Origin of the sequence: Bacillus sp. RCC_6_1, from assembly GCF_041360755.1 — a bacterium.
Classification (GTDB): domain Bacteria; phylum Bacillota; class Bacilli; order Bacillales; family Bacillaceae_G; genus Bacillus_A; species Bacillus_A cereus.
The window spans coordinates 81,775-102,372 of record NZ_JBFUPV010000011.1; the positions used below are offsets into that span (position 1 = coordinate 81,775).

Consider the following 20,598-nt stretch of genomic DNA (forward strand, 5'->3'; position numbering starts at 1 on the left):
CCCCCTCCCTATTATTTTATAGTGCTTTCTTCACAAACCCTTTTGCGCATTTTAGTTTCTCCAGTGCTTCCCCATATTCGCACTGCAACAACACCATAACAATTGCAGCTTTTACGTTACGTTCTGCCTTTTCATAATACTCTGTCGCTACTTCATAACTAGCGCCTGTTGCTTCCACAATAATTCGTTTTGACCGTTCTACTAACTTTTCATTTGTGGATTGAACATCTACCATTAAGTTTTTATATACTTTTCCTACACCAATCATCGAAGCTGTTGAAATCATATTCAACACTAATTTTTGTGCTGTACCAGCTTTTAAACGCGTTGATCCTGTTAATATTTCTGCACCTGTCTCTACTTCCACATTTAACTTTGCATATTTACTTATTTCAGCATTTTTATTACAAGAAATACTCGCTGTACTCGCTCCTACGCTCTGTGCGTATTTCAAGCCGCCAATTACGTAAGGAGTTCTGCCACTTGCAGCAATTCCAATCACTGTATCTTTCTCATTTAATCCAATACTTTTTAAATCTTCTTCTGCTAACTCTTCGCGATCTTCGGCACCTTCCACCGCTTTAGTAAACGCTTTCAATCCACCTGCTATAAATCCTTGCACCATTTTATCATCCGTGCCAAATGTCGGCGGACATTCCACTGCATCTAGAATACCTAAACGACCACTCGTACCAGCACCAATGTAAATTAAACGTCCCTCTTCTTCAAAAGATTTAATAACAGTCTGTACAACCTTTTCAATTTGTTCTATCTCTTTTTCAACTGCTAACGCAACAGTTCGATCTTCTTCATTCATACTTTGCAACACTTCTTTTATGCTCATCTCATCCAAATTCATTGTTTTCTCATTACGATGTTCTGTCGATAAATTTTCTAACATATTGCCACCCTCTTTGAAATTATATTTCACACTTTTATTATAACTTTAAGAAACTAAAAATCAATTACTCTTTCTTATTTTATGAAATAAAATTTCACGACATGACATATTTTTGTCAAAGATCATAAAGTGAAACTTTAATCAGTGTGGGTTTTGTTCATCCCCACTGATTATTAGCCCGCACCAATCGGGCATTTACGGGCAGTTGATCCCCACCTAACTTTCTTTGCTTCCGCTGAATTTTGAAGTGAGGGTCTTACTGCACGGCAAATAGGGGGATAAAAAAAGATGAGTCTCCTCATCTTTTCTTCTACTTTAACTTCCGTAACCGCAACGCTTCTTCTCGCGTCTCCATAAATTGATTCAATACTTTATTACCAATTCGATTGAAAGTAATCACATATAAAGCATCGATCATATTCAATTGCGTCATTCTCGAAGCAATACTCGCAATACGATGATCTTGTTCTACATCTGGCATACAAAGGCGAATATCCGCTTCTTTATATAACGGTGATGATTGATCTAGTTTCGTAATTCCAATAACAGTTGCACCTTGTCTCTTTGCATACTGCGCCATTTCAAGCACATCTTTCGTTCGACCAGATGTTGAAATCGCAACAAATATATCGCCTTCTTTTAAATTCGTCACAAGCGGCAACATCATATGAAAATCAGATAGCATCATCGCTGTAAATCCGAGCCTTGTAAATTTATAAGCTCCGTCCATCGCCGGAGTAGCTGATCCGCCTACTCCATAAAAGATAATTTTATCGGCATTTACAATACGATCTGCAGCTTTTTCAAGTTCTTTTTTATCTATCGCCGTCACGCTCGCCTCAATTGCAGCTTTATTCACATAAGTAACTTTATTAAATAAATCATACGGTCCATCTTCTGTATTCATCACTGAAAAATCGTTAATATTATAATCAGCAATCGTTAATTCACGAACGAGTGCTATCTTAAATGCTTTAAAACTTCCGATTCCAATCGATTTACAAAAGCGAACGACACTCGCTTCACTTGCGCCTGCATTCGTTGACACTTCTTTCGTCGTTAAATTCGGTACAATCTCTGCATTCTCCATTATGTACATGGCAACCTTCTTCTCAGCTGGTGAAAATTGATCCATATTACTTTCAATTTTAAATAGTAATGTTGAAGCTTTCACTATTTAACCTCCACTTCTTACGGTTGCGTTCACTTATTTTCTCTTGCTTCAATAAGGTAAAAACCATCATCGCCAGGAGGATGAAACACATTTACAATGCGATTCCCTTTTTGATAAACAGTTCTTTCCCCTTCTGTCCACTTCTTTTCCCAACCGTTCATCCAAATCGCAACATCAGGTAAAAAAGCAGTATATTTCAGCTTCTGACCGTACTCACCATCTGCTTCTTCCGAAAAAATAGAAACCGGAAAATCTTTCACTTTTGATTCTTTCCATGCAGTAAATGGTATACATACTGCAATAAGTACGATTACACCAATAACCTTCTCCTTCGTAATCTTCACACTTCCCTCTCCTTGTCATATCACATACATAGATTTTACCATAATTACAAACCCTTCATGCTATATGATCATTGCTTTTGGGAATAAAAAAAGAGCTTACCTACATCAGATAAGCCCTTCCTCTCTATACAAAATATTTCTTCAAAAGTGGCGGTGTAATAATCGTCGTCAATATAACAACAATAACAATCGCTGTGAAATTTTCTTTCGCTAATAAATTCGCCGTAAGTCCATTTGCAGCGATGATAAGCGCTACTTCACCACGTGATACCATCCCCGCGCCAATACTAATAGAAGATTGGAGATTAAATCCTGTCAGTCTCGCTCCTAAACCTGATCCGATTAACTTTGTGAAAATTGCAATGAGAGTCATAATAATAATGAACCAAAGCTGGCTTCCAATGCCTTGAAATGTAATTTCCATTCCGATACTTACGAAGAATACTGGAACAAATATTGCATAAGCAATCGGTTCAATTTTATGTTCCACCTCATGCTTATACTCTGTTTGAGAAATAGCAATTCCTGCTGCAAATGCTCCAATAATGCCTGCAATTCCCATCATTTCACTGTAATAAGAAAAAGAGAAGCAAATAATAAGAGCCGCGCTAATTACCGCTTCTGTTACACGAAGCGGTACAAGCATTTTCATAATCCAAGGAACGACTTTCCAAGCAATAAAAACAATACTTACAAAGAAAATAATTTTCTTTACAATGACAAGTGTTATATTCACATCTTGTGTTCCTAAAAAACTCATTACAAATGCCAATAAAATAACGACAATGACATCATCAAATACGGCAGCACCTAAAATTGTTGTACTTTCTCTCGTATTCATTTTTCCTAGATCACGTAGCGTCTGGACCGTAATACTAACCGATGTTGCGCAAAGTAATAACCCTAAAAAAATGGCATGGGACTGTATTAATCCAAACAGCAATCCTGTTACATAACCACCGATGAAAGGAAAAATAATTCCACCAGCCGCTACTGCAAATGACGATTTCAAATTCCGATTTAACTCTTCTAAATCCGTTTCAAGTCCCGCCATAAACATAAGCAACAAAACACCAATCTCACTCAGTTCATCAATCAGTTCAGAACTATTAATAATACCGAGTACAGCCGGACCGATAATAATACCGACAATTAACTTACCAAGTACAGAAGGCTGACCAAGTCTTACACTAATGTCACCAGCTAATTTCGTACAAAGTAAAATGACGACAAGTTCAAAATAAAATAACATAGCATCTGCTCCTACTTTAACTTTAATCAGTGGGTCGTTAACCCCCGTCCATTTCTGCAAGTAGTTTCCCCTATTGATCCGCATTTTATTTGTCATATTTTTATTTGACAAAATATTCTGAATTATATTAAGATTAATCCAGCAATTTTAAAAACTATATACCATAACTGCACCTCCACTTCCTTACTTACTCTTTTTTAATGGGCTCATACTATAGTCGCAGTTATGGAAATGAAAAAACGGGGGGAGAGTCCAAAGTGAAGTCATTATTACGAAAAAAAGCGCTTAGTACTGAATCACCAAAGCAGCTAGCTAGAACATTAACTGCACTCGATTTAACGTTTTTAGGAATCGGCGCCGTAATTGGGACAGGGATCTTTGTATTAACAGGTATTGTTGCAGCAAAACATTCTGGTCCTGGTATTATGCTATCATTCCTTATTGCTGCATTTACTTGTGCTTGTGTAGCCTTTTGTTACGCTGAATTTGCTTCTTCTATTCCTGTCTCAGGAAGTGTGTATACTTACGCATACATGACAGTCGGAGAAGTCGTCGCCTTCATCGTCGGATGGTGTTTAATGCTCGAATATTTACTTGCCGTTGCAGCAGTAGCTGTCGGTTGGTCTGGTTATTTGCAATCATTACTACAAGGGTTCAATATACACCTGCCCGCCATAATCGCCTCGGCCCCCGGCGTAGGAAAAGGTGGTCTCATCGATTTACCTGCTGTCTGTATTTTACTTCTTATTACTGGTCTTTTAAGTTTCGGTATACGCGAAAGCGCTCGCATTAATAATATTATGGTTCTTATCAAGCTAGCAGTTATTATCGCTTTTATCGTAGCAGGCGCAAAATATGTAAAACCTGAAAACTGGACACCGTTCATTCCATTCGGATACGACGGTATTATTACTGGGGCTGCCACTGTGTTCTTCGCCTTCTTAGGATTTGATGCAATCGCAACCGCTGCAGAAGAAACGAAAAAACCGCAGCGTGATTTACCAATTGGTATTATCGGTTCTCTTCTTATTTGTACTGTTTTATATATGATTGTATCTTTCGTTTTAACAGGTATGGTTCCTTATACGCAATTAGACGTTTCTGATCCAGTTGCATTTGCATTGCATTTCGTTGGTGAGGATACAATTGCAGGACTACTCGCTGTTGGAGCGATGACTGGAATGACAACCGTCCTCTTAGTCGTTATGTATGGACAAGTTCGCGTTTCGTATGCAATGAGCCGTGACGGTCTACTTCCAAAAGCGTTAGCACGTGTAAATAAAAGAGTAAAAATCCCTTTATTAAATACGTGGATTACTGGCGTTGTTGCTGCTTTATTAGCAGGCCTTTTAGACTTACATTTGCTAGCGAATTTAGTAAACATCGGCACGTTAACAGCCTTTACATTCGTTTGCTGCGCAGTACTTATTTTACGAAAAACACACCCTGACTTAAAACGCGGATTCCGCACACCTTTCGTACCTGTACTACCAGTTGTCGCGATTCTTTGCTGCTTATATTTAATGATCAATTTGTCTAAAACAACATGGATTAGCTTTGCAGTTTGGCTTATAGTCGGCTTATGCTTCTATTTCTTCTACTCTAGAAAGCATAGTCATTTAGCTATTGAAAAAACAAATGATGAACAGAAAAAAGCATAACAAAATAGCTCGCCGATAAAATGGCGAGCTATCTTTCTGTACTATTATATTTTTTCGTTAACGATTGTAAAATGAAAAATATGCCGATGCAAGCTGTAAACCATGCCCAATTTCCTATTGGTGTCGAGTATTTGATCATTCCAATACCCACAAGCACTAAGAAAATAATCACCTGATATATGAGCTTCCACTTTTGCATATATTCCCTCCTTTACTTCGTCCCCTTCTTTTTCTTCTTCCAGGCATTCAAACTATCAAAGAAGAAGTTAATAAATAACGTTCCTAATCCTGCTAATAAAAACGTCATTAAGAATAAAACCCAAATACTTTTATCTTTTAATAAATAATATCCTACAAGGAGCACAACCGCGATCCATACATATTCAAGAATTCTTTTTAGCTTTTTCTGTTCCAACTTATTCGCTCCCTCTTTCTATGCTACTTTTAGTATAACAAAAAAGAAGCCTATCATGATAAGCTTCTTTTCTTCTCTCTTATTTGTTCATACTTTTTTCAACAAGTGAAATCGCATACTCTAATGTACGATTCATCGTTTCTACCTGTTCATCTTTTACTTGCACATCTTGTAATACAGCTTCTGCAACTGTAATTTTTTGTTGTAATGATTTCACTGAACCATCTGTTACATTTACAGCTTGCGCTTTCTTCACTACTGCTTTTGCAGATTCAATATTGATTTGTAATTTTTCTTTCGTTGTTTTTGGTTGTTCTTCTGCCACTTTTGATTGTACGAATGTTACATTAGCTGATTTTAATTCGTTATATGTTTGAATAATTTGTTCCCCAGTACTTCCTACATTTTCAAATGCTTGCTTTGCAATGTTATAGCTTTTCTCTAGTTCTTGAAATGCTTCCTTTGAATATTGACCTGGCTTATTACCAAATTCATACGTACCCGCTAACACTTCTTTTACTTTTCCAAGCTCTTCAAATAACGCAGTTACTTGCTCTAACTTCGTACGGTTAAAAAACTCATTGTACGCTGCTAATACTTCTGAAGAACTTAACGCTTTACTATATAATTTCGCAAGCACGATTTGTCCATTTAACGGAATACCACCATTTCCGTTACTATCAGGATCCGCTCCAAATGCAAATGGTACGTTCGGATGATACACTTTCCCAGTAGCTGGCTGACTATTTACTTTTTTACCATCTACGTAAATTGCCACTTCGCTTCCGTTATACGTTCCTGTTAAATGATACGTTTTATTCGCTTCTAATTGAACTCCAACACGTTTATAGCTACCTCCAATGTGAGCCCATAATTCAACATATCCACTTCCTGTAGACTCAAATCCAATTCCGCCGCTCTCTGTATTTTGCAAGATGCCTTGTCCACGAATTTCATTCATTGAAAATACAGTTTCTAACGTAAACGTATTTGCTACTTTTTCTTTTTGTGCTGCTGAAAATGGAAGATATCCAAATGTATTTGCTTTTCCGTTTAACTTCATAACATTCTTCTTCAATGCTTTATCATATTCAATAGTCACATTGCCCTTCACATCACCTTTTGTACCAAATGGTGAATTGTCTTTAAATGTACCATCTGCAAAGTTTACATCGAAAACATCAGCTTTTGGTACTTTCACATTCGGGTCAATATTATCTTTTTTCGTAGTAATTTCCGCAGTTAACGGCTGCGCGGTTTCATTGCCGAATGAATCAATCGCAACTACTTCAAGTGTATATGCTTTCCCGCCATCTAATCCCGCAAGTGTAAATGTAAGATCTTTCGGCACTGGATCACGATAAAACTCTGAGAATGCTAACAAATTATTTTTTATTTCACCCGTTTGCTTATCTCTAGCCTGCACACGGTAAGAGTGAACAAGGAGGTTGTCCAATGCTTGCGGGAATGTTACTGTTGCCGCATTTTCTGTTACATTTGATACAGCAAGCTTTGCATCTTTAGCAAAGTAAGGCTTTTCTTTATCACGATCTTCTACATGTGTAAATGTTTCTTTCTTTGCTGGTAATTTAATTTTCCAAGGCTCGCCTGTCCAAGAATTCGTATGGAAATCACGGCGATTAATCGTCACTTCTTCTTCATCTACTTCTACTAATAAACCTTGGCTTAACGTACTAGCTCCTGGCGGGATATTCCCTTGTACTTTACCACCTTCAACTTCCATATAACTTACTGAAGATGTACCAACTGATGTAAAGTCTTTTTGATGTATCGATCTCGGATCATCTAACGGATAATGTGAATGACCTGAAAACGTAATAACTTGTGGATATTCTTTTAACACTGCATTAATTTTTGCGCTATCTTGTGTTCCCCATTCCTGACTACCGTACACTGTATCTTTAATATGTTGATGTAAAAATACAAAAATCGGTTTTTCTGGATCATCTTTTTGTGCTTTTGCCATTTCTTCTTTTAACCAATTAATTTGCTTGTCCGAATAATAACCATGTGTTGTTCCATTCTCTGGAGACATAACAAGGAAGTGATAACCTTTTACCACTTTATGATAATAAATTGATTCCATACCTGTTTTTTCTAAGAAACGCTTCTGTGCACCCTCTACGGATAAACCGTTCCAATAATCATGGTTACCGAGAGAATTCATTCGCACTGCATCTTTATTTGCATTTTCATTATACACTTGCATGAAACGATCATATTGCTGCACTGATCCTGTATCTGTGAAATCACCTACAATAACAAACGCATCTTGTTTCGGTGCTAATGTATTAAACTGTTCAATCGCTCTTTTCCAGCGAAACGTATCATCCGTTCCACTATTTTTAATATGCACATCACTTACAACTGGAAAAACTATCTTCTTCTCACTTGATGCCTTTTCTTGCTTTTTCTCTTCCGCCTTGACTGATGTACTCCACGGAAATGATACGAATGCTAATACAAAAACCATTAATAATCCAATAAGGCCTTTTACTTTTCGTAAATCAGTTCTGTCCACGTAAATCCTCCTCATATAATGAATTAATTACAATGGTTATTGTATCGAACACATATTAACTTCGTTTAAAGTGAAAATGAAATTTATTTAACTTTTGTAAATATACAGTCATTTTTCTGTAACATCCAACATTACTTGTATTATCTTATACAAGTACCTTGTGTCTAACAGACTCTTATTCATTATTATGATTTGGAAGCCTATTAAACAAACTTTCCTGAAATTTTTCGCCCCTTTATTAACACAACTATCGTTTTCCAACATTTAATAGTAATAAAAAGAAAGTATGAAGGGAGGAGCTACTAATGGCTTGTAAAAAAAATATCGGCTGTTATGCCCCTCTATCTATCATCTGCCCTCCCTATGATCCACCTAATCCACCAGAACCACCAGGCTGTGAATTAATTACAAATGAATTTGCCGGTAATTTTCTTATAACAAAAGAAATTCCACCACCTTCTGAAAATCCTACATTAATCTTATGGGAAGGAGATGGTGTAGTTAAAATATCTGGTACCATTTCTGTGTATAATAGTACTAGTAGTACTGCAGGAATTACCGTTCAAATTATCGGAAAGGTGACAAATACTTTTACAGTCTATCCTGGCAACACAATGTCATATACAGGTCAATCCTTACAATCTGTGGCTATCATTGATATTCCAAATAACCCAACCCGATATATGGAAGGAAAATATTGTTGTCAATTCTCATTTTGCTTATAAATTTCTTCACCACCTTAACTTACAAACTATATAAAAAAGCATACCACTTGGTATGCTTTTGCTTATGAAATTGGATAACGTACTGTCAGACATAATTGTCCTTGGCTTACTCCCGTTCCTGTTGTTACAATTTGAATTGTAGTAAAGTATCTTACTGTAAATGATCCACTGCTTTGTGGTTGTACAGTAATTGTATTCACCACTGTCGCTCCTACTAAAAAATTCACCGTAATTGGAGCTGTACCTACATCATATTTCACATAACCTGATGCATATAAATCTTGCGTAATATTATTCGTATACACTGTTTCAGTTACCGCACCAGTAGCAGCCCAATCTATACATACCTGATCTTGAACAAGTGTTTTACTGGAACAGCATGATAAGTTAGAATTGTACATCTTAGCCCTCTCCTTTTCTATTATGAAAGTGGATAACGTGTAGTTATACAAAACTCCCCTTGATATGTTCCAGCTGTTGCAGCAGGTAAAGTTACTTCAATTGTTACGAAACGACGGTACGTAAAAGCTATACTTGTTCCTGGGTTTAATGTTTGTGTATCAATTGTAGCGCCTGCTGCATCTAAAACTGTCAGTGTGATCGGAGCCGGTCCGACGTCATATCGAACAAACCCTGTTCCAATCATATTTTGATTAATATTATTGTTGTACAGTACATTCGTAATAGTAGTCGCCACTACAGTTCCTGACCACGGACTACACACTTTATCTTGCACATAATTTTTATCTGGACAACAAGTTAATGCTGACCCTGAGCACTCACAAGACATAGTTGTTTCCCCTCTCTCTTTTATATTCCCTATATGTGTATGTCCCCCAGAGTCTTTTGCCTGTACTATTCATCTATTTTCAAAAAATATTCAAATGACTAGATAGATTCCGTTTTGTTTCTTTTTTTCATATATTTATAGACAAAGATACTAGCAACAATAAGAATAACGCCTCCTAATATCGGTAGCATATATTGTCCAACAACATCCGCTGCTTTTTCCCAATGTGGACCTAATTTCATTCCAAAATAAACATACAAAGTCGTTAACGGGAACATTGCTACAAATGTATAAATACTAAATTTCCATATGTTCATTTTTGCCATACCACATGGAACAGAAATAAGCGTTCGCACTCCAGGTACAAAGCGTCCAACAAATGCTACAACTGGTCCATATTTCTCAAAGAAATCATCTGCTTTTTGAATTTGTTCTTCTTTAATAAAGAAGTATTTTCCGTATTTTATTAATAGCGGACGACCACCGTAATAACCGAGTGCATATAACGTTAAAGGTCCTGTCGTTCCACCAAGTGTCCCTGCTAATACAGCCAACCAAAAATTCATATCTCCCTCGTATACCCAATACCCAACCATAGGCAACACTACTTCTGCCGGAATAAATTCAAACGTTAATGCTAACACAACTCCAAAATAAGAAAACTGCTTTAAAAACTCGATTATATCTAAAATAATTTGCTCCATATTTTTAACTCCTATCCTACGTTTACGTTATGCTTTTCTTGTAATTGAACTGGCGCCATTTTTACAATTCGGTTCAAAATAAATAACACAACTCCAATATCATCTAAAATACCGATAAACGGTAGGAAGTCTGGAATTAAATCGAGCGGCATCGCTACATACCCAACTAAAAAAGCAACAGATAAAATTTTCTTCTTTATTGAAACCTCTTTTGAAGTAAAAAAGTCAAATAGGAATGGAACAAATCGGCGAACATGAAATACAACTCTTAATCTACTAATAAGTTTTTTCATTTTTATATCTCCTCTCTTTGTATACGAAAAGGACCCTACCAAATATGGTAAGGGTCCTCAAAAAGACAGAAAGGGGCCTTTACCATTGCTGGTAAAGGTCTCACTAACAACGAAACGTTGCCAATAAAGCCGAGGGTTTCTCCCTGTAATGACGACTTTATTGTAATAAGTTACTCCCCTTTATACACAATTTTATACACTCACATTAAAATATTTCAGAGGGCTTGTCAATATATTTTATATTCCAATCCCTTCCGTAAAAAACAAAAAACGTATAGGAAATTTCTTACTATCTCATAATATACATAACCATTTTTGAACGAAGGGAGATGTTTCATTTGCATACCGTCTGGAAAGGCGCACTTTCACTTGGACTATTAAATATAGGAATTAAACTATACAGTGCCGTAGAAGAAAACGACATAAAATTTTTAAGTCTCCATAAAGAATGCTTAACACCTATTAAATATAAAAAGTTCGCTCCCGATTGTACGGATGAAGAAATTGATGATAACGATATTGTAAAAGCCTATGAATACGCACCTCATAAATATATTATTATGGATGAAAAAGAATTAGCTGAATTACAACAAGCTCATGAACCACGATCCATTCGTATTATATCTTTTGTCCAAAATAACGAAATTGATTCTGTTCTTTATGATCGCTCTTATTTTATAGGACCTACCCCAGGACATGAAAAATCCTATTTATTATTAAAAGAAGCTCTTGAACGTACAAATAAACTTGGGCTTATTCATATTTCTATTAGAAAAAAACAACATTTAGCTATTATCCGTAACTTTGAAGATGGACTAATGTTACAAACCATCCACTACCCTAATGAAATTCGCGCTATAACAAATACACCTAACTTACCAAGTAACGAAAATTATCCTATACAAAAACAAGAACTCACCGCAGCAATTAATTTAATCCACCACCTTACAAATCCTTTTGAACAAGAAATGTATACAGATGAATATAAAGAAGCCCTTACCGAATTAATCGAGAATAAAATTGAACAACAGGAAAAAACTGAAACAATCTCTCCAACTCCGAACATCATTAATATTATGGAGACATTACAGGCAAGCATTGAACAAGCAAAAATAAAAATAGACAATAAAACAGAAAAAGAGGCCAAATAAAATTGACCTCTTTTTCTTTAAAGCGGATTACATTTCGGCATTTCAAGTCCAGACGATTGAGCTAGTTTTAATAAGTAGTAACATTCCTCTCTTGCCATATGATCTGCCATTCTAGCCGATAATACACTTAATACTTCATTCGATAACTCGAGCTCTTCCACTTCATGTAAAAAATGCGAAAATAATTTCAATTCAAGTGAAACATCTTTCGTAAACTTCTTTAATGCTGGAAAATGATGAAGCTCCGTTCGTAAATACCCTGTCATTTCAACTGCCTTTAAGTAAAATTGTTCAAAATGCTTCGTAAATTCTTCGCTTTTCTCTTTTAATCTTTTTTCAACAAGATCTAATCCACCAGAAATAGAGCCTGCGTGACCAGCCGCATCCGTTAACCAAACGAGATGATAATGTAATTCATGAAAAACAGGCGGAACTTCCCCTTTCTTCAAAAACTCTAAAACTGCTATATACTCTTCCACTTCGTTTACCATATGATTAATAAAAGTTGGCGTAAAATGAATCGTAATTTTCCCTTCCAACTGCTTCTGTATAATATTTAATTTAAACGCCCGAATCTCCTTAGCGGCTTGTTCTGCCTCTTTTGAAAATGCCATCAGATTCACATTCCGAACTTTATTTAACAAATTCGTAAATGTTTCAACAAAGTAAGTAGCTTTTTTTATATCCTCTTTTTCCTTCGGAGCTAATGCATCCAGTAAAAATTGTGCATGATCAGTAAGTACTTTTAACCAAAATTGATGCTCAAACAACGCACTTTCTTCATAATTTCTCTCCACTAAATCCCCTCCGTCTATTCATCCTTCTCTATCACTTGAAGTTTATATCCATCCGGGTCTTGTACCACAATACTCTTCTCACTTTTGTTTTCTGTGTATGCGATTTTATAAAATACTAACCTCTTCTTTACATTCTCTATGTTAGAAATTGAAAACGTTAGAACATCAACTGAGTCCGTAACACTCTTCTCACGCCCGCCCAAACTGCGCTTCATAATAAAACTAATTCTCGTTGAGTCAGCATCATACCAAACCCCTGTTACATCTAATTGAGGTCTTTCTAAACTAGGTTTAATTCCTAAAATCCCTTCGTAAAAATACAAAGTTTCCTTTAAGTTTTTCACTTCCAATACAATGAATTGTTTCACATTCTCCACATTCATTCCCCCCGTACCTATTACTTTTTTATATGTGTCATAAATGCCTATTATGTCTGAATACAATACGTAGTAATGAACACTTAAGGAGGTTTATTCGTGAATAAATATATGAGATCATTCGTGCCCTATCATAGTCCTCTCGATCCTTGTCCTCCTATTGGAAAAAAATATTATTCTACTCCTCCTAATTTATTTTTAGGCTTTCAACCGCCAAACTTACCACAATTCACACCAAAAGAAGCACTACAAAAAGGGACTTTATGGCCTGTTTTTTATGACTATTATGAAAATCCTTATAAAAAAGGGCGGTGACTACTGTCGTGAATCAATCGCTACCAGAAGAATACTATAAACTTTTACTGGAGCTTCAAGAACTGGACTTTGTACTAGTTGAACTCACTCTTTATTTAGATACACATCCAGATGACACCGCTGCGATTAATCAATTTAATGACTTTTCCTATAAACGGAGAGTATTAAAACAAAAGATGGAAGAAAAATACGGACCACTCCAACAGTTTGGAAACAGCTATTCTAATGCCCCTTGGGAATGGAGCAAAGGTCCTTGGCCATGGCAAATATAAAGGAGAGAAACTATGTGGATTTATGAAAAGAAATTACAATACCCAGTTAAAGTGGGAACTTGCAATCCCGCACTTGCAAAATTATTAATCGAGCAATACGGTGGTGCAGATGGAGAATTAGCTGCTGCACTACGTTACTTAAATCAACGTTATACAATTCCTGATAAAGTCATTGGCCTACTTACTGATATTGGTACAGAAGAATTTGCTCACCTTGAAATGATTGCTACGATGGTTTATAAGCTGACGAAAGATGCGACCCCTGAACAAATGAAAGCTGCTGGTCTTGACCCTCATTACGCTGATCATGACAGTGCTCTTCATTACCATAACGCTGCTGGTGTTCCATTTACTGCAACCTATATACAGGCTAAAGGTGATCCAATTGCCGATCTATACGAGGATATTGCAGCTGAAGAAAAAGCACGAGCAACATATCAATGGCTCATTAACTTATCCGATGATCCAGATATAAATGATAGTCTACGCTTCTTACGTGAACGTGAAATCGTTCATTCACAACGTTTCCGAGAAGCGGTTGAAATTTTAAAAGAAGAACGCGATAGAAAAATATATTTTTAATACACGTATCCTAGCGATATGTGTTTTTTTACGTTAAAAGTTAAATCCTTCCTATTAAACATATAAATAGTATATTTATTCGATTTAATGCATTATTTTTTAATATTTTCAAAATTCCCTATTGCTTTCTAGTCATCAGACCTTTAAAATAATAACAGTTACTCGACAAATTGTTTGAATTTTCGACAAAAACACTCATTAGGAGGATTTTCTTTATATGCATACAACTTTAAAACCAGCGCAAATACTTTCGATTAGTTTATTACTATTCGCAGTTTTCTTCGGTGCTGGTAATATGATTTTCCCGCCCCTTCTCGGTCTTTCTTCCGGAGAAAATATGTGGGTTTCCATTACAGGTTTTATTATTACAGACGTCGGTTTATCTTTACTTGCTATCGTTGCTGTTGCCCTTGCTGGTGGTAGTTTTAACACTTTAGCGAGCCGTGTTCATCCAAAATTCGCAGCAGTATTCGCTATCATTATTTATCTTTCAATCGGCCCACTATTTGTTATTCCACGAACTGGATCTGTATCTTATGAAATCGGGATTGCACCACTTTTCCCAGATCAATGGTATTCTATGTTAGTTTTTAGTGCGATTTTCTTTACAGTCGTTTACTTTTTATCATTAAATCCATCCAAGCTAGTAGATCATATCGGTAAAATATTAACGCCAATTTTACTTGTAATTATTGCAATTATGGCAACAAAAGCGATTCTTTCACCAGGGACGTTTGCAGAACCTATCGGTGACTATAAAGACATCCCGTTTTTCAAAGGATTTCTTGAAGGATTTTTAACGTTAGATGCAATTGGGGCTCTCGTACTATCAACAATTGTTGTAAATGCAATTCGTCAAAATGGTATACAAGAGAAGAAATCTATCGCAAAATATACAATCATTTGCGGAAGTATCGCTGCTCTATTCTTAACAATTGTTTACTTCTTACTCGGTTATATTGGAGCTTCAAACGGAAACTTAGGACAATTCGAAAACGGTGGGCAGCTATTAGCTACTGTTATGTATCAATTCTTTGGGACAAGCGGTAATATTTTATTAAGTATCGCCATTATCTTCGCTTGTTTAACAACGGCAATTGGTGTTGTGAGTGCATTTGCAAATTACTTCACAACAGTGCTAACAAATGTTTCATACAAAAAGCTTGTACTATACGTTTGTATCTTTAGTTTCGTTATTTCAAACTTAGGATTAAGCTTATTAATTAAAATTACTTTACCTGTATTAATTATTTTGTACCCAATTACGATCATTTTAGTTTTCGTATCATTTATCGATAAATATACGAAACGTAAACCTTCTGTCTACATTGGAGCGATGATCGCAGCGTTTATTATTAGCTGTATTCATGCACTTGATAATGTGGAAATGATACCAGATTTTATCGCTAATATCGTACACACCATTCCTTTTTATAACTTAGGAATTGGCTGGATCATTCCAGCAATAATCGGTGGTATAATTGGATACTTTATTCCGCAAACAGAAGCTGCAGGTGAAGTTTCTACAAAATAAAGAAAAGAAGCAAGCATGAAATCCATGCTTGCTTCTTCTTTCTCTTCACATCGTATGTTTAAAAGTAAATAACTCTTCTTTTGACTGCACAACAGGCTGTTCCTCTTCTACATCTTTCCTCTTTCTCTCCCCTCCTAACCTTACTTTCAACATTGCCTCTTCTATACTTTTCACAATCATATTTCCTGAAAAAATAGTTAGCCCGAAAAATGTAATCGGGACGAGAGGAATCCATGGATGCACTGTTAATGATCTAAAGTATACTCCAATTAAACCTGACCATTCATGCGTATAAGATTCCACCTCTTTTATAGGTCCACCAAACGTAACAGTCCCACCAAAGAACACTTCAAGTAATCCTAAGTGCAGTAAAATAGTAAGACTCTGCGTAAACTGTTGAAGAAATACGAGTATAAAAGTCATATAGAGATGCGGAAAAAGATGTTTTATAACAATACGTCTTCTCGATCCGCCTAATATGCGCGCGGCATCAACAAATTCTTCCGTTCGCAATTTACGAACTTCCTTCGCAACATACAGTGCAATAACTGGCATTACAAGCAGTACAAGTAATACCACTTGAAACGAAGCCCTTTCAAAAAAGGTTGTTGTCTCCTCTCCGCTTCCAAATGCATTTGCAGATTGAAGAAAAAAATACGCAATCATAACTGTCGGAATAACTGTAAAACTATCAAAGAAAGCCTCAATTTTTGAAAATCCTCTTTTTATATACGTTCCGAGTACGAAACCGAAAAACACACCTATTACCATTCTAAGTGCCGCAATTAAAATAGATATACCAATCGTCCACTTCGCGCCTTCAATGACTAAATGTAACAGGTCATACCCTTTCCGGTCTGTCCCGAGTAAAAATTGTAATGAAGGTGGAAACGGTGGCACTTGTGGATTTTCATCCACATCATATTGCAATGTAACTTGTCTAATATGTCCATCATTCCATAACGTATTTCCGATGCTCAAAAGAACTAATAGGAGAAGAAACCCAATGCTTATCCAAAATCTTTTATCACGTTTTATATACGTCCACATATTATAATCTCTCCTTCATCGCAGCCGGAATGAGATAATGAAACAATTTAAATAAAATAAAAATCGGAATATATATAAGAAGCACACTAACGATGAAAACCTCAACTCTAATACCGAAATACGATTTCAAAAACATAAAAATACCACCCGTATTAAAAATCCATTCTATAATATATAAATTAGATAACATAAAAAAGATATTCGTTTTCGCAAAGAATAATGTACTAAGCAACACATTTCGTAAAATATGACGATTTAAAATATGAAAGCGCCCCAGCCCTTTCGCCTTAGCAAATAGTACATAATCTTTTTCTAGTTCATTTTCAAAACGAAGCACGACCATTTTTACAAACATAATCGTAGTCGGGATGCTCAAACACAATATTGGTAACCCTCTAATCGACTCGCCTCCAATTGACGCAATTTGAAAAGGTAAAAAACCTGTTTGTTTAAAAAACCATACAACTAAAATTTGTGATACTAAAATAAGAAGAATATCTGGAATGGATTCTAGGAAGATAAGAAATGATTTAATTCGATGTTGTATACGCGTTGAACTACTCATAATGACATAAACAATGCAAAATGCTATAAATAATGAAATGAAAAAAGCAGCTAAAAAAATAATAATCGTTTCTTTATAATGGACGAACAGCTGTGGAAATAAAAATTTACCTTTCACATATTGCAAATTGGAAATATCCATTAAGTTCACAAACACTTCTTTTAAACTCTGTATGTACTCTGATGCATGCAGCTCAAATCCATAAAATAATTTCGGCAGTGCTCCTAAACAAATAATCCCCAAAATCGAAATAAGAAATTGAATCGTCACTTCCATCCCATTCAAAAATACCTTTTTGACCATTTTCGCCCTTCTCTCTCTATAATTTACCTCTTAATTTTATTCTTAATTTTCTGAATTGTAAATATTTTAAAAACAAAAAATCACTAGGCTATGATCCTAGTGATTCTTTATGCGCATGCCTTTCTCTTTTCGCAAACGGCATATACAAAATGAAACATCCAATAAGCGCAGCTATTTCTAATGAAATAATATAGTAAGGATGCGGCCCTAACATATCGAGTAATGAAGCTGTTTCTGGCTTATGAGCTAAAAACATATAATTACCACCTGTTTTGTAATTCACAAACGAAACAAGCGGAATCAATATGTTTAAAAGTATCATCGTACGCTTAATAGATTGCAAGGTCGGTCTATAGCCTTCCACCCAAGTCATAAAGAGTGGTGCCCAAATAAGCAATACATGCGCGATAAAATATTCAATGAAACGAAAATGCGGAAAAGCATATTGCAAATTTGGTGTTAAAATGGCTTGTGATGCACCAATAATTCCCGTAAAAAATACAATCTCATATATTCGATAACTTTTCGTTACAATCATAATCGACGCTAACAATAAACTAATTGTACATAACTCAAACGGTAATGAAGTAGCTAGCTCAAAAATCCCCGCTTTCCACTCCCACATATGAAGCCCAATTTCACTACCTATAAATAAAAATGCAATCGCATATCGAACCGTTATATTCCACTCATTTTGACGTAATAAATCTTGGTATTGATACAGAAAAAATATCCCCACCAACATAATAAATAATATAATGGCATGTTGCCTTGAGTATGGAATAAACGGTTTTAATGGATGCGCACTAAAATAAGCTTCCATCTTCCTTCCTCCTCTCCTTCATACAATATTATTGTAAGAAAGAAACAACGAGTCAATTCATTTGCTTACAATAGGACAACCTCTACCTTACATTTACATATTCATACCTTACATTTACATATTCATACCTTACAAAACTGTAAGGTTATTGTAAGCTAAAACGATTTGTCAGATTCTTCACCTCTTCTATACTTAATGTAGATACTAAAACGAACGAAAAGGTGATAAATAGATGAAAAAGAAAAATAAGGTGTTAATTACTAGTGTAGTAGCAATCGGAATTGCAGCTGGATCATACTTTGCATTTGCTGGGGGCGGTTCAGAAGTAGCAATGGCATATAGCGGATATAAAGTAACTGAAAAACAAATCCAAAACGCGCAAAAATTTGGTGGCGAAGTTATTCCAAATGGAATTGAAACTATTTCATTCGATCCAACAAAAGGAACATATGAATTAGCTGTTAAAAAAGGCGATGAAGTGAAAAAAGGTCAGCTTCTATTTAAATACAATGATCCGACTGCGAAACAAGGTATAACAGAAGCAGAAATGCAAAAGAAAATCGCACAAAAAGAAGTAACGTTGTTCCAAAAACAAATTGATGCGGCGAAACAAAAATTACAAAAAGATAAAAATGCAGGCCTTCCTGCTGAAGCATTAAAAGCATCAGAAGTTGAAGTTGGGCAATTAGAATCACAACTTGAAATGAAAAAGTTTGAAGTTGAAAAAGCTGATGAAATGATTAAAGCAGCAAAAGAGAAAGTAAACACTCTTTCTGTAACAAGTCCTGCTGATGGCGTAATTGATGATATCGTAAAAACTGCTGACGAAAAAACAGGTATGAGCGGAATTACTCTTCGTCACGCTGGTCAATTTAAAGTAAAAGGTCAACTTTCTGAATATGAGCTTGCTAGTATGAAAGTTGGGCAAGAAGTAACTGTTTCATCAAAAACTGTCGCTGGTAAGACTTGGACAGGAAAAGTAACAGAAATCGGTTCTACACCATTAAAGAGCATGGATGAAAATAAAACTGTTTCTAACTATCAATTCACTGTCACATTAGATAATAGTGACGAATTACAAAACGGCTTCCACGTTTACGTAACAAGTAAATCTGGCGAAGCAACTGGTACAATTGTTCCGAAAAGCAGTATCGTGAAAAAAGGTGACAAAAATGTTGTCTTCGTTGTAAAAGACGGTAAGGCGAAAGAACAAGCAGTTACTGTTGAATTCGAGACTGATAGCGAAGCAAAAGTTTCTGGAGTGAAAAAAGGAGAGGAAATTATCTCTAAACCTGAAAAAGACTTAAAAGATGGTATGGAGGTTGTCGCCCAGTGATTAACTTAAAAGGCATCACGAAATCCTTCCAAAATGGTGCAGAATCCGTTCAAATATTACACGGAATTGACGTAACACTGAACCAAGGAGAATTCACTTCTATTATGGGACCTTCTGGTTCTGGTAAATCAACATTAATGAACATTATCGGTTGCTTAGATAAACCGACGACAGGTACGTACGAACTAGCCGGTCAAAATATTTCAAACATGACTGAAACAGAACTTGCACACGTACGTAATAAAGAGATCGGATTCGTATTCCAAAACTTCATGTTATTACCGAGACTTACAGCGCTTCAAAATGTAGAACTACCTCTTATTTACGCTGGAGTCGATAAAAAAGAAAGACGCGAGCGCTCATTAGCTGCTTTAACAAAAGTCGGTTTAGCTGATCGCGCTACTCACTTACCGAACGAATTATCAGGTGGACAAAAGCAGCGTGTCGCTGTTGCACGTGCAATCGTAAATAACCCAAAATTCATTTTAGCCGATGAACCGACGGGAGCACTTGATACAAAAACAAGCACACAAATTATGGACCTCTTTTACGAATTAAATAAACAAGGCTCAACAATCATTATGATTACCCATGACCGTGAAATCGGGGAAGCTGCAGCACGTCAAATTGTAATTCGTGACGGAAATATCGTCCAAGATTGGAGAGGTTAATTTTGAATACGAGTGAAAATA

Annotated in this window: 25 protein-coding genes; 9 read left to right on the top strand and 16 right to left on the bottom strand. The window is 35.9% G+C overall.

Going from position 1 to position 20,598, the window contains the following annotated elements; all coding sequences use genetic code 11:
- Window positions 1–16: 16 nt before the first annotated feature.
- The 4 genes from murQ to AB6801_RS23825 all read right to left on the bottom strand — a co-directional run bounded on the left by murQ (window position 17) and on the right by AB6801_RS23825 (window position 3,767).
- A complete protein-coding gene (murQ, locus tag AB6801_RS23810) occupies window positions 17–901 on the bottom strand; it encodes an N-acetylmuramic acid 6-phosphate etherase (RefSeq protein ID WP_000892347.1) in 885 nt (294 codons plus the stop codon).
- 310 nt (window positions 902–1,211) lie between these two features.
- Complete coding sequence (locus tag AB6801_RS23815) at window positions 1,212–2,075, bottom strand: MurR/RpiR family transcriptional regulator (protein ID WP_000648164.1); 864 nt, start codon at window positions 2,073–2,075, stop codon at window positions 1,212–1,214.
- 29 nt (window positions 2,076–2,104) lie between these two features.
- A complete protein-coding gene (locus AB6801_RS23820) occupies window positions 2,105–2,419 on the bottom strand; it encodes a hypothetical protein (protein WP_000704957.1) in 315 nt (104 codons plus the stop codon).
- A 124-nt stretch (window positions 2,420–2,543) separates the two neighbouring features.
- Window positions 2,544–3,767 (bottom strand): cation:proton antiporter, encoded by a 1,224-nt coding sequence (locus AB6801_RS23825; RefSeq protein WP_065704818.1) that lies wholly within the window; start codon window positions 3,765–3,767, stop codon window positions 2,544–2,546.
- Window positions 3,768–3,928: 161 nt separating this feature from the next.
- Between AB6801_RS23825 and bcaP the strand changes: the two genes are divergently transcribed.
- Entirely contained in the window at window positions 3,929–5,332 is a 1,404-nt protein-coding gene (bcaP, locus tag AB6801_RS23830; protein WP_084065439.1) for a branched-chain amino acid transporter BcaP, read from the top strand.
- A 28-nt stretch (window positions 5,333–5,360) separates the two neighbouring features.
- Here bcaP and AB6801_RS23835 read toward each other — a convergent pair whose 3' ends face one another.
- The 3 genes from AB6801_RS23835 to AB6801_RS23845 all read right to left on the bottom strand — a co-directional run bounded on the left by AB6801_RS23835 (window position 5,361) and on the right by AB6801_RS23845 (window position 8,289).
- Window positions 5,361–5,531 carry a hypothetical protein gene (locus AB6801_RS23835; RefSeq protein ID WP_001174850.1) on the bottom strand — a complete coding sequence of 57 codons (171 nt, stop codon included), beginning with the start codon at window positions 5,529–5,531 and terminating at the stop codon, window positions 5,361–5,363.
- 12 nt (window positions 5,532–5,543) lie between these two features.
- Window positions 5,544–5,747 (bottom strand): hypothetical protein, encoded by a 204-nt coding sequence (locus AB6801_RS23840; protein WP_000435800.1) that lies wholly within the window; start codon window positions 5,745–5,747, stop codon window positions 5,544–5,546.
- Between the two features lie 79 nt (window positions 5,748–5,826).
- A complete protein-coding gene (locus tag AB6801_RS23845) occupies window positions 5,827–8,289 on the bottom strand; it encodes a LamG-like jellyroll fold domain-containing protein (protein WP_061654733.1) in 2,463 nt (820 codons plus the stop codon).
- 305 nt (window positions 8,290–8,594) lie between these two features.
- On the opposite strand from AB6801_RS23845, the gene AB6801_RS23850 reads away from it, so the two are divergent.
- Window positions 8,595–9,014 carry an S-Ena type endospore appendage gene (locus AB6801_RS23850; RefSeq protein ID WP_000752308.1) on the top strand — a complete coding sequence of 140 codons (420 nt, stop codon included), beginning with the start codon at window positions 8,595–8,597 and terminating at the stop codon, window positions 9,012–9,014.
- Window positions 9,015–9,076: 62 nt separating this feature from the next.
- Here the strand turns inward: AB6801_RS23850 and AB6801_RS23855 are convergent, their stop codons facing one another.
- The 4 genes from AB6801_RS23855 to AB6801_RS23870 all read right to left on the bottom strand — a co-directional run bounded on the left by AB6801_RS23855 (window position 9,077) and on the right by AB6801_RS23870 (window position 10,801).
- Window positions 9,077–9,415, bottom strand: a complete 339-nt coding sequence (locus AB6801_RS23855) for a DUF3992 domain-containing protein (protein WP_000282809.1) — start codon at window positions 9,413–9,415, stop codon at window positions 9,077–9,079.
- Window positions 9,416–9,435: 20 nt separating this feature from the next.
- Window positions 9,436–9,804, bottom strand: a complete 369-nt coding sequence (locus AB6801_RS23860) for a DUF3992 domain-containing protein (RefSeq protein WP_097998769.1) — start codon at window positions 9,802–9,804, stop codon at window positions 9,436–9,438.
- A 98-nt stretch (window positions 9,805–9,902) separates the two neighbouring features.
- Window positions 9,903–10,508 (bottom strand): DedA family protein, encoded by a 606-nt coding sequence (locus AB6801_RS23865; protein ID WP_000435017.1) that lies wholly within the window; start codon window positions 10,506–10,508, stop codon window positions 9,903–9,905.
- 11 nt (window positions 10,509–10,519) lie between these two features.
- Window positions 10,520–10,801 carry a YkvA family protein gene (locus AB6801_RS23870; protein WP_000733854.1) on the bottom strand — a complete coding sequence of 94 codons (282 nt, stop codon included), beginning with the start codon at window positions 10,799–10,801 and terminating at the stop codon, window positions 10,520–10,522.
- Window positions 10,802–11,139: 338 nt separating this feature from the next.
- Here AB6801_RS23870 and ku point away from each other — a divergent pair, with 338 nt between their 5' ends.
- Window positions 11,140–11,952: a non-homologous end joining protein Ku gene (gene ku, locus AB6801_RS23875; RefSeq protein WP_097998770.1), complete on the top strand. Its 813-nt coding sequence runs from the start codon at window positions 11,140–11,142 to the stop codon at window positions 11,950–11,952.
- Window positions 11,953–11,969: 17 nt separating this feature from the next.
- Here the strand turns inward: ku and AB6801_RS23880 are convergent, their stop codons facing one another.
- Both AB6801_RS23880 and AB6801_RS23885 read right to left on the bottom strand, forming a co-directional pair.
- Window positions 11,970–12,749: a DUF2935 domain-containing protein gene (locus AB6801_RS23880; protein WP_000440974.1), complete on the bottom strand. Its 780-nt coding sequence runs from the start codon at window positions 12,747–12,749 to the stop codon at window positions 11,970–11,972.
- Window positions 12,750–12,763: 14 nt separating this feature from the next.
- Window positions 12,764–13,132 carry a VOC family protein gene (locus tag AB6801_RS23885; protein WP_044129442.1) on the bottom strand — a complete coding sequence of 123 codons (369 nt, stop codon included), beginning with the start codon at window positions 13,130–13,132 and terminating at the stop codon, window positions 12,764–12,766.
- 93 nt (window positions 13,133–13,225) lie between these two features.
- Here AB6801_RS23885 and AB6801_RS23890 point away from each other — a divergent pair, with 93 nt between their 5' ends.
- From AB6801_RS23890 to brnQ2, 4 genes are all read left to right on the top strand, one after another.
- Complete coding sequence (locus AB6801_RS23890) at window positions 13,226–13,441, top strand: spore coat associated protein CotJA (protein WP_001046257.1); 216 nt, start codon at window positions 13,226–13,228, stop codon at window positions 13,439–13,441.
- Between the two features lie 8 nt (window positions 13,442–13,449).
- Complete coding sequence (locus AB6801_RS23895; RefSeq protein ID WP_001076509.1) at window positions 13,450–13,713, top strand: spore coat protein CotJB; 264 nt, start codon at window positions 13,450–13,452, stop codon at window positions 13,711–13,713.
- A 12-nt stretch (window positions 13,714–13,725) separates the two neighbouring features.
- Complete coding sequence (gene cotJC, locus AB6801_RS23900) at window positions 13,726–14,295, top strand: spore coat protein CotJC (RefSeq protein ID WP_000265274.1); 570 nt, start codon at window positions 13,726–13,728, stop codon at window positions 14,293–14,295.
- A gap of 217 nt (window positions 14,296–14,512) precedes the next feature.
- Entirely contained in the window at window positions 14,513–15,829 is a 1,317-nt protein-coding gene (brnQ2, locus tag AB6801_RS23905) for a branched-chain amino acid transport system II carrier protein BrnQ2 (RefSeq protein WP_000557553.1), read from the top strand.
- Window positions 15,830–15,874: 45 nt separating this feature from the next.
- Here brnQ2 and AB6801_RS23910 read toward each other — a convergent pair whose 3' ends face one another.
- The 3 genes from AB6801_RS23910 to AB6801_RS23920 form a co-directional block, all read right to left on the bottom strand.
- Complete coding sequence (locus AB6801_RS23910) at window positions 15,875–16,879, bottom strand: ABC transporter permease (protein ID WP_000269983.1); 1,005 nt, start codon at window positions 16,877–16,879, stop codon at window positions 15,875–15,877.
- 1 nt (window position 16,880) lies between these two features.
- Window positions 16,881–17,747, bottom strand: a complete 867-nt coding sequence (locus AB6801_RS23915) for an ABC transporter permease subunit (RefSeq protein WP_000239674.1) — start codon at window positions 17,745–17,747, stop codon at window positions 16,881–16,883.
- Window positions 17,748–17,835: 88 nt separating this feature from the next.
- Window positions 17,836–18,570, bottom strand: a complete 735-nt coding sequence (locus tag AB6801_RS23920; RefSeq protein ID WP_000388680.1) for a YwaF family protein — start codon at window positions 18,568–18,570, stop codon at window positions 17,836–17,838.
- A gap of 232 nt (window positions 18,571–18,802) precedes the next feature.
- Here AB6801_RS23920 and AB6801_RS23925 point away from each other — a divergent pair, with 232 nt between their 5' ends.
- Entirely contained in the window at window positions 18,803–19,906 is a 1,104-nt protein-coding gene (locus AB6801_RS23925; RefSeq protein ID WP_000728827.1) for an efflux RND transporter periplasmic adaptor subunit, read from the top strand.
- A complete protein-coding gene (locus tag AB6801_RS23930; protein ID WP_000609104.1) occupies window positions 19,903–20,577 on the top strand; it encodes an ABC transporter ATP-binding protein in 675 nt (224 codons plus the stop codon). The genes AB6801_RS23925 and AB6801_RS23930 overlap by 4 nt, the downstream gene beginning before the upstream one ends.
- The last annotated feature ends 21 nt before the right edge of the window (window positions 20,578–20,598 follow it).

Excerpts from the sequence above, each read along its gene's own strand:
- murQ (WP_000892347.1), bottom strand. The coding sequence starts at position 901 with ATGTTAGAAAATTTATCGACAGAACATCGTAATGAGAAAACAATGAAT.
- AB6801_RS23825 (WP_065704818.1), bottom strand. The coding sequence starts at position 3,767 with ATGACAAATAAAATGCGGATCAATAGGGGAAACTACTTGCAGAAATGG.
- AB6801_RS23835 (WP_001174850.1), bottom strand. The coding sequence starts at position 5,531 with ATGCAAAAGTGGAAGCTCATATATCAGGTGATTATTTTCTTAGTGCTT.
- AB6801_RS23850 (WP_000752308.1), top strand. The coding sequence starts at position 8,595 with ATGGCTTGTAAAAAAAATATCGGCTGTTATGCCCCTCTATCTATCATC.
- AB6801_RS23855 (WP_000282809.1), bottom strand. The coding sequence starts at position 9,415 with ATGTACAATTCTAACTTATCATGCTGTTCCAGTAAAACACTTGTTCAA.
- AB6801_RS23860 (WP_097998769.1), bottom strand. The coding sequence starts at position 9,804 with ATGTCTTGTGAGTGCTCAGGGTCAGCATTAACTTGTTGTCCAGATAAA.
- AB6801_RS23865 (WP_000435017.1), bottom strand. The coding sequence starts at position 10,508 with ATGGAGCAAATTATTTTAGATATAATCGAGTTTTTAAAGCAGTTTTCT.
- AB6801_RS23870 (WP_000733854.1), bottom strand. The coding sequence starts at position 10,801 with ATGAAAAAACTTATTAGTAGATTAAGAGTTGTATTTCATGTTCGCCGA.
- AB6801_RS23885 (WP_044129442.1), bottom strand. The coding sequence starts at position 13,132 with ATGAATGTGGAGAATGTGAAACAATTCATTGTATTGGAAGTGAAAAAC.
- cotJC (WP_000265274.1), top strand. The coding sequence starts at position 13,726 with ATGTGGATTTATGAAAAGAAATTACAATACCCAGTTAAAGTGGGAACT.
- brnQ2 (WP_000557553.1), top strand. The coding sequence starts at position 14,513 with ATGCATACAACTTTAAAACCAGCGCAAATACTTTCGATTAGTTTATTA.
- AB6801_RS23910 (WP_000269983.1), bottom strand. The coding sequence starts at position 16,879 with ATGTGGACGTATATAAAACGTGATAAAAGATTTTGGATAAGCATTGGG.
- AB6801_RS23915 (WP_000239674.1), bottom strand. The coding sequence starts at position 17,747 with ATGGTCAAAAAGGTATTTTTGAATGGGATGGAAGTGACGATTCAATTT.
- AB6801_RS23920 (WP_000388680.1), bottom strand. The coding sequence starts at position 18,570 with ATGGAAGCTTATTTTAGTGCGCATCCATTAAAACCGTTTATTCCATAC.
- AB6801_RS23925 (WP_000728827.1), top strand. The coding sequence starts at position 18,803 with ATGAAAAAGAAAAATAAGGTGTTAATTACTAGTGTAGTAGCAATCGGA.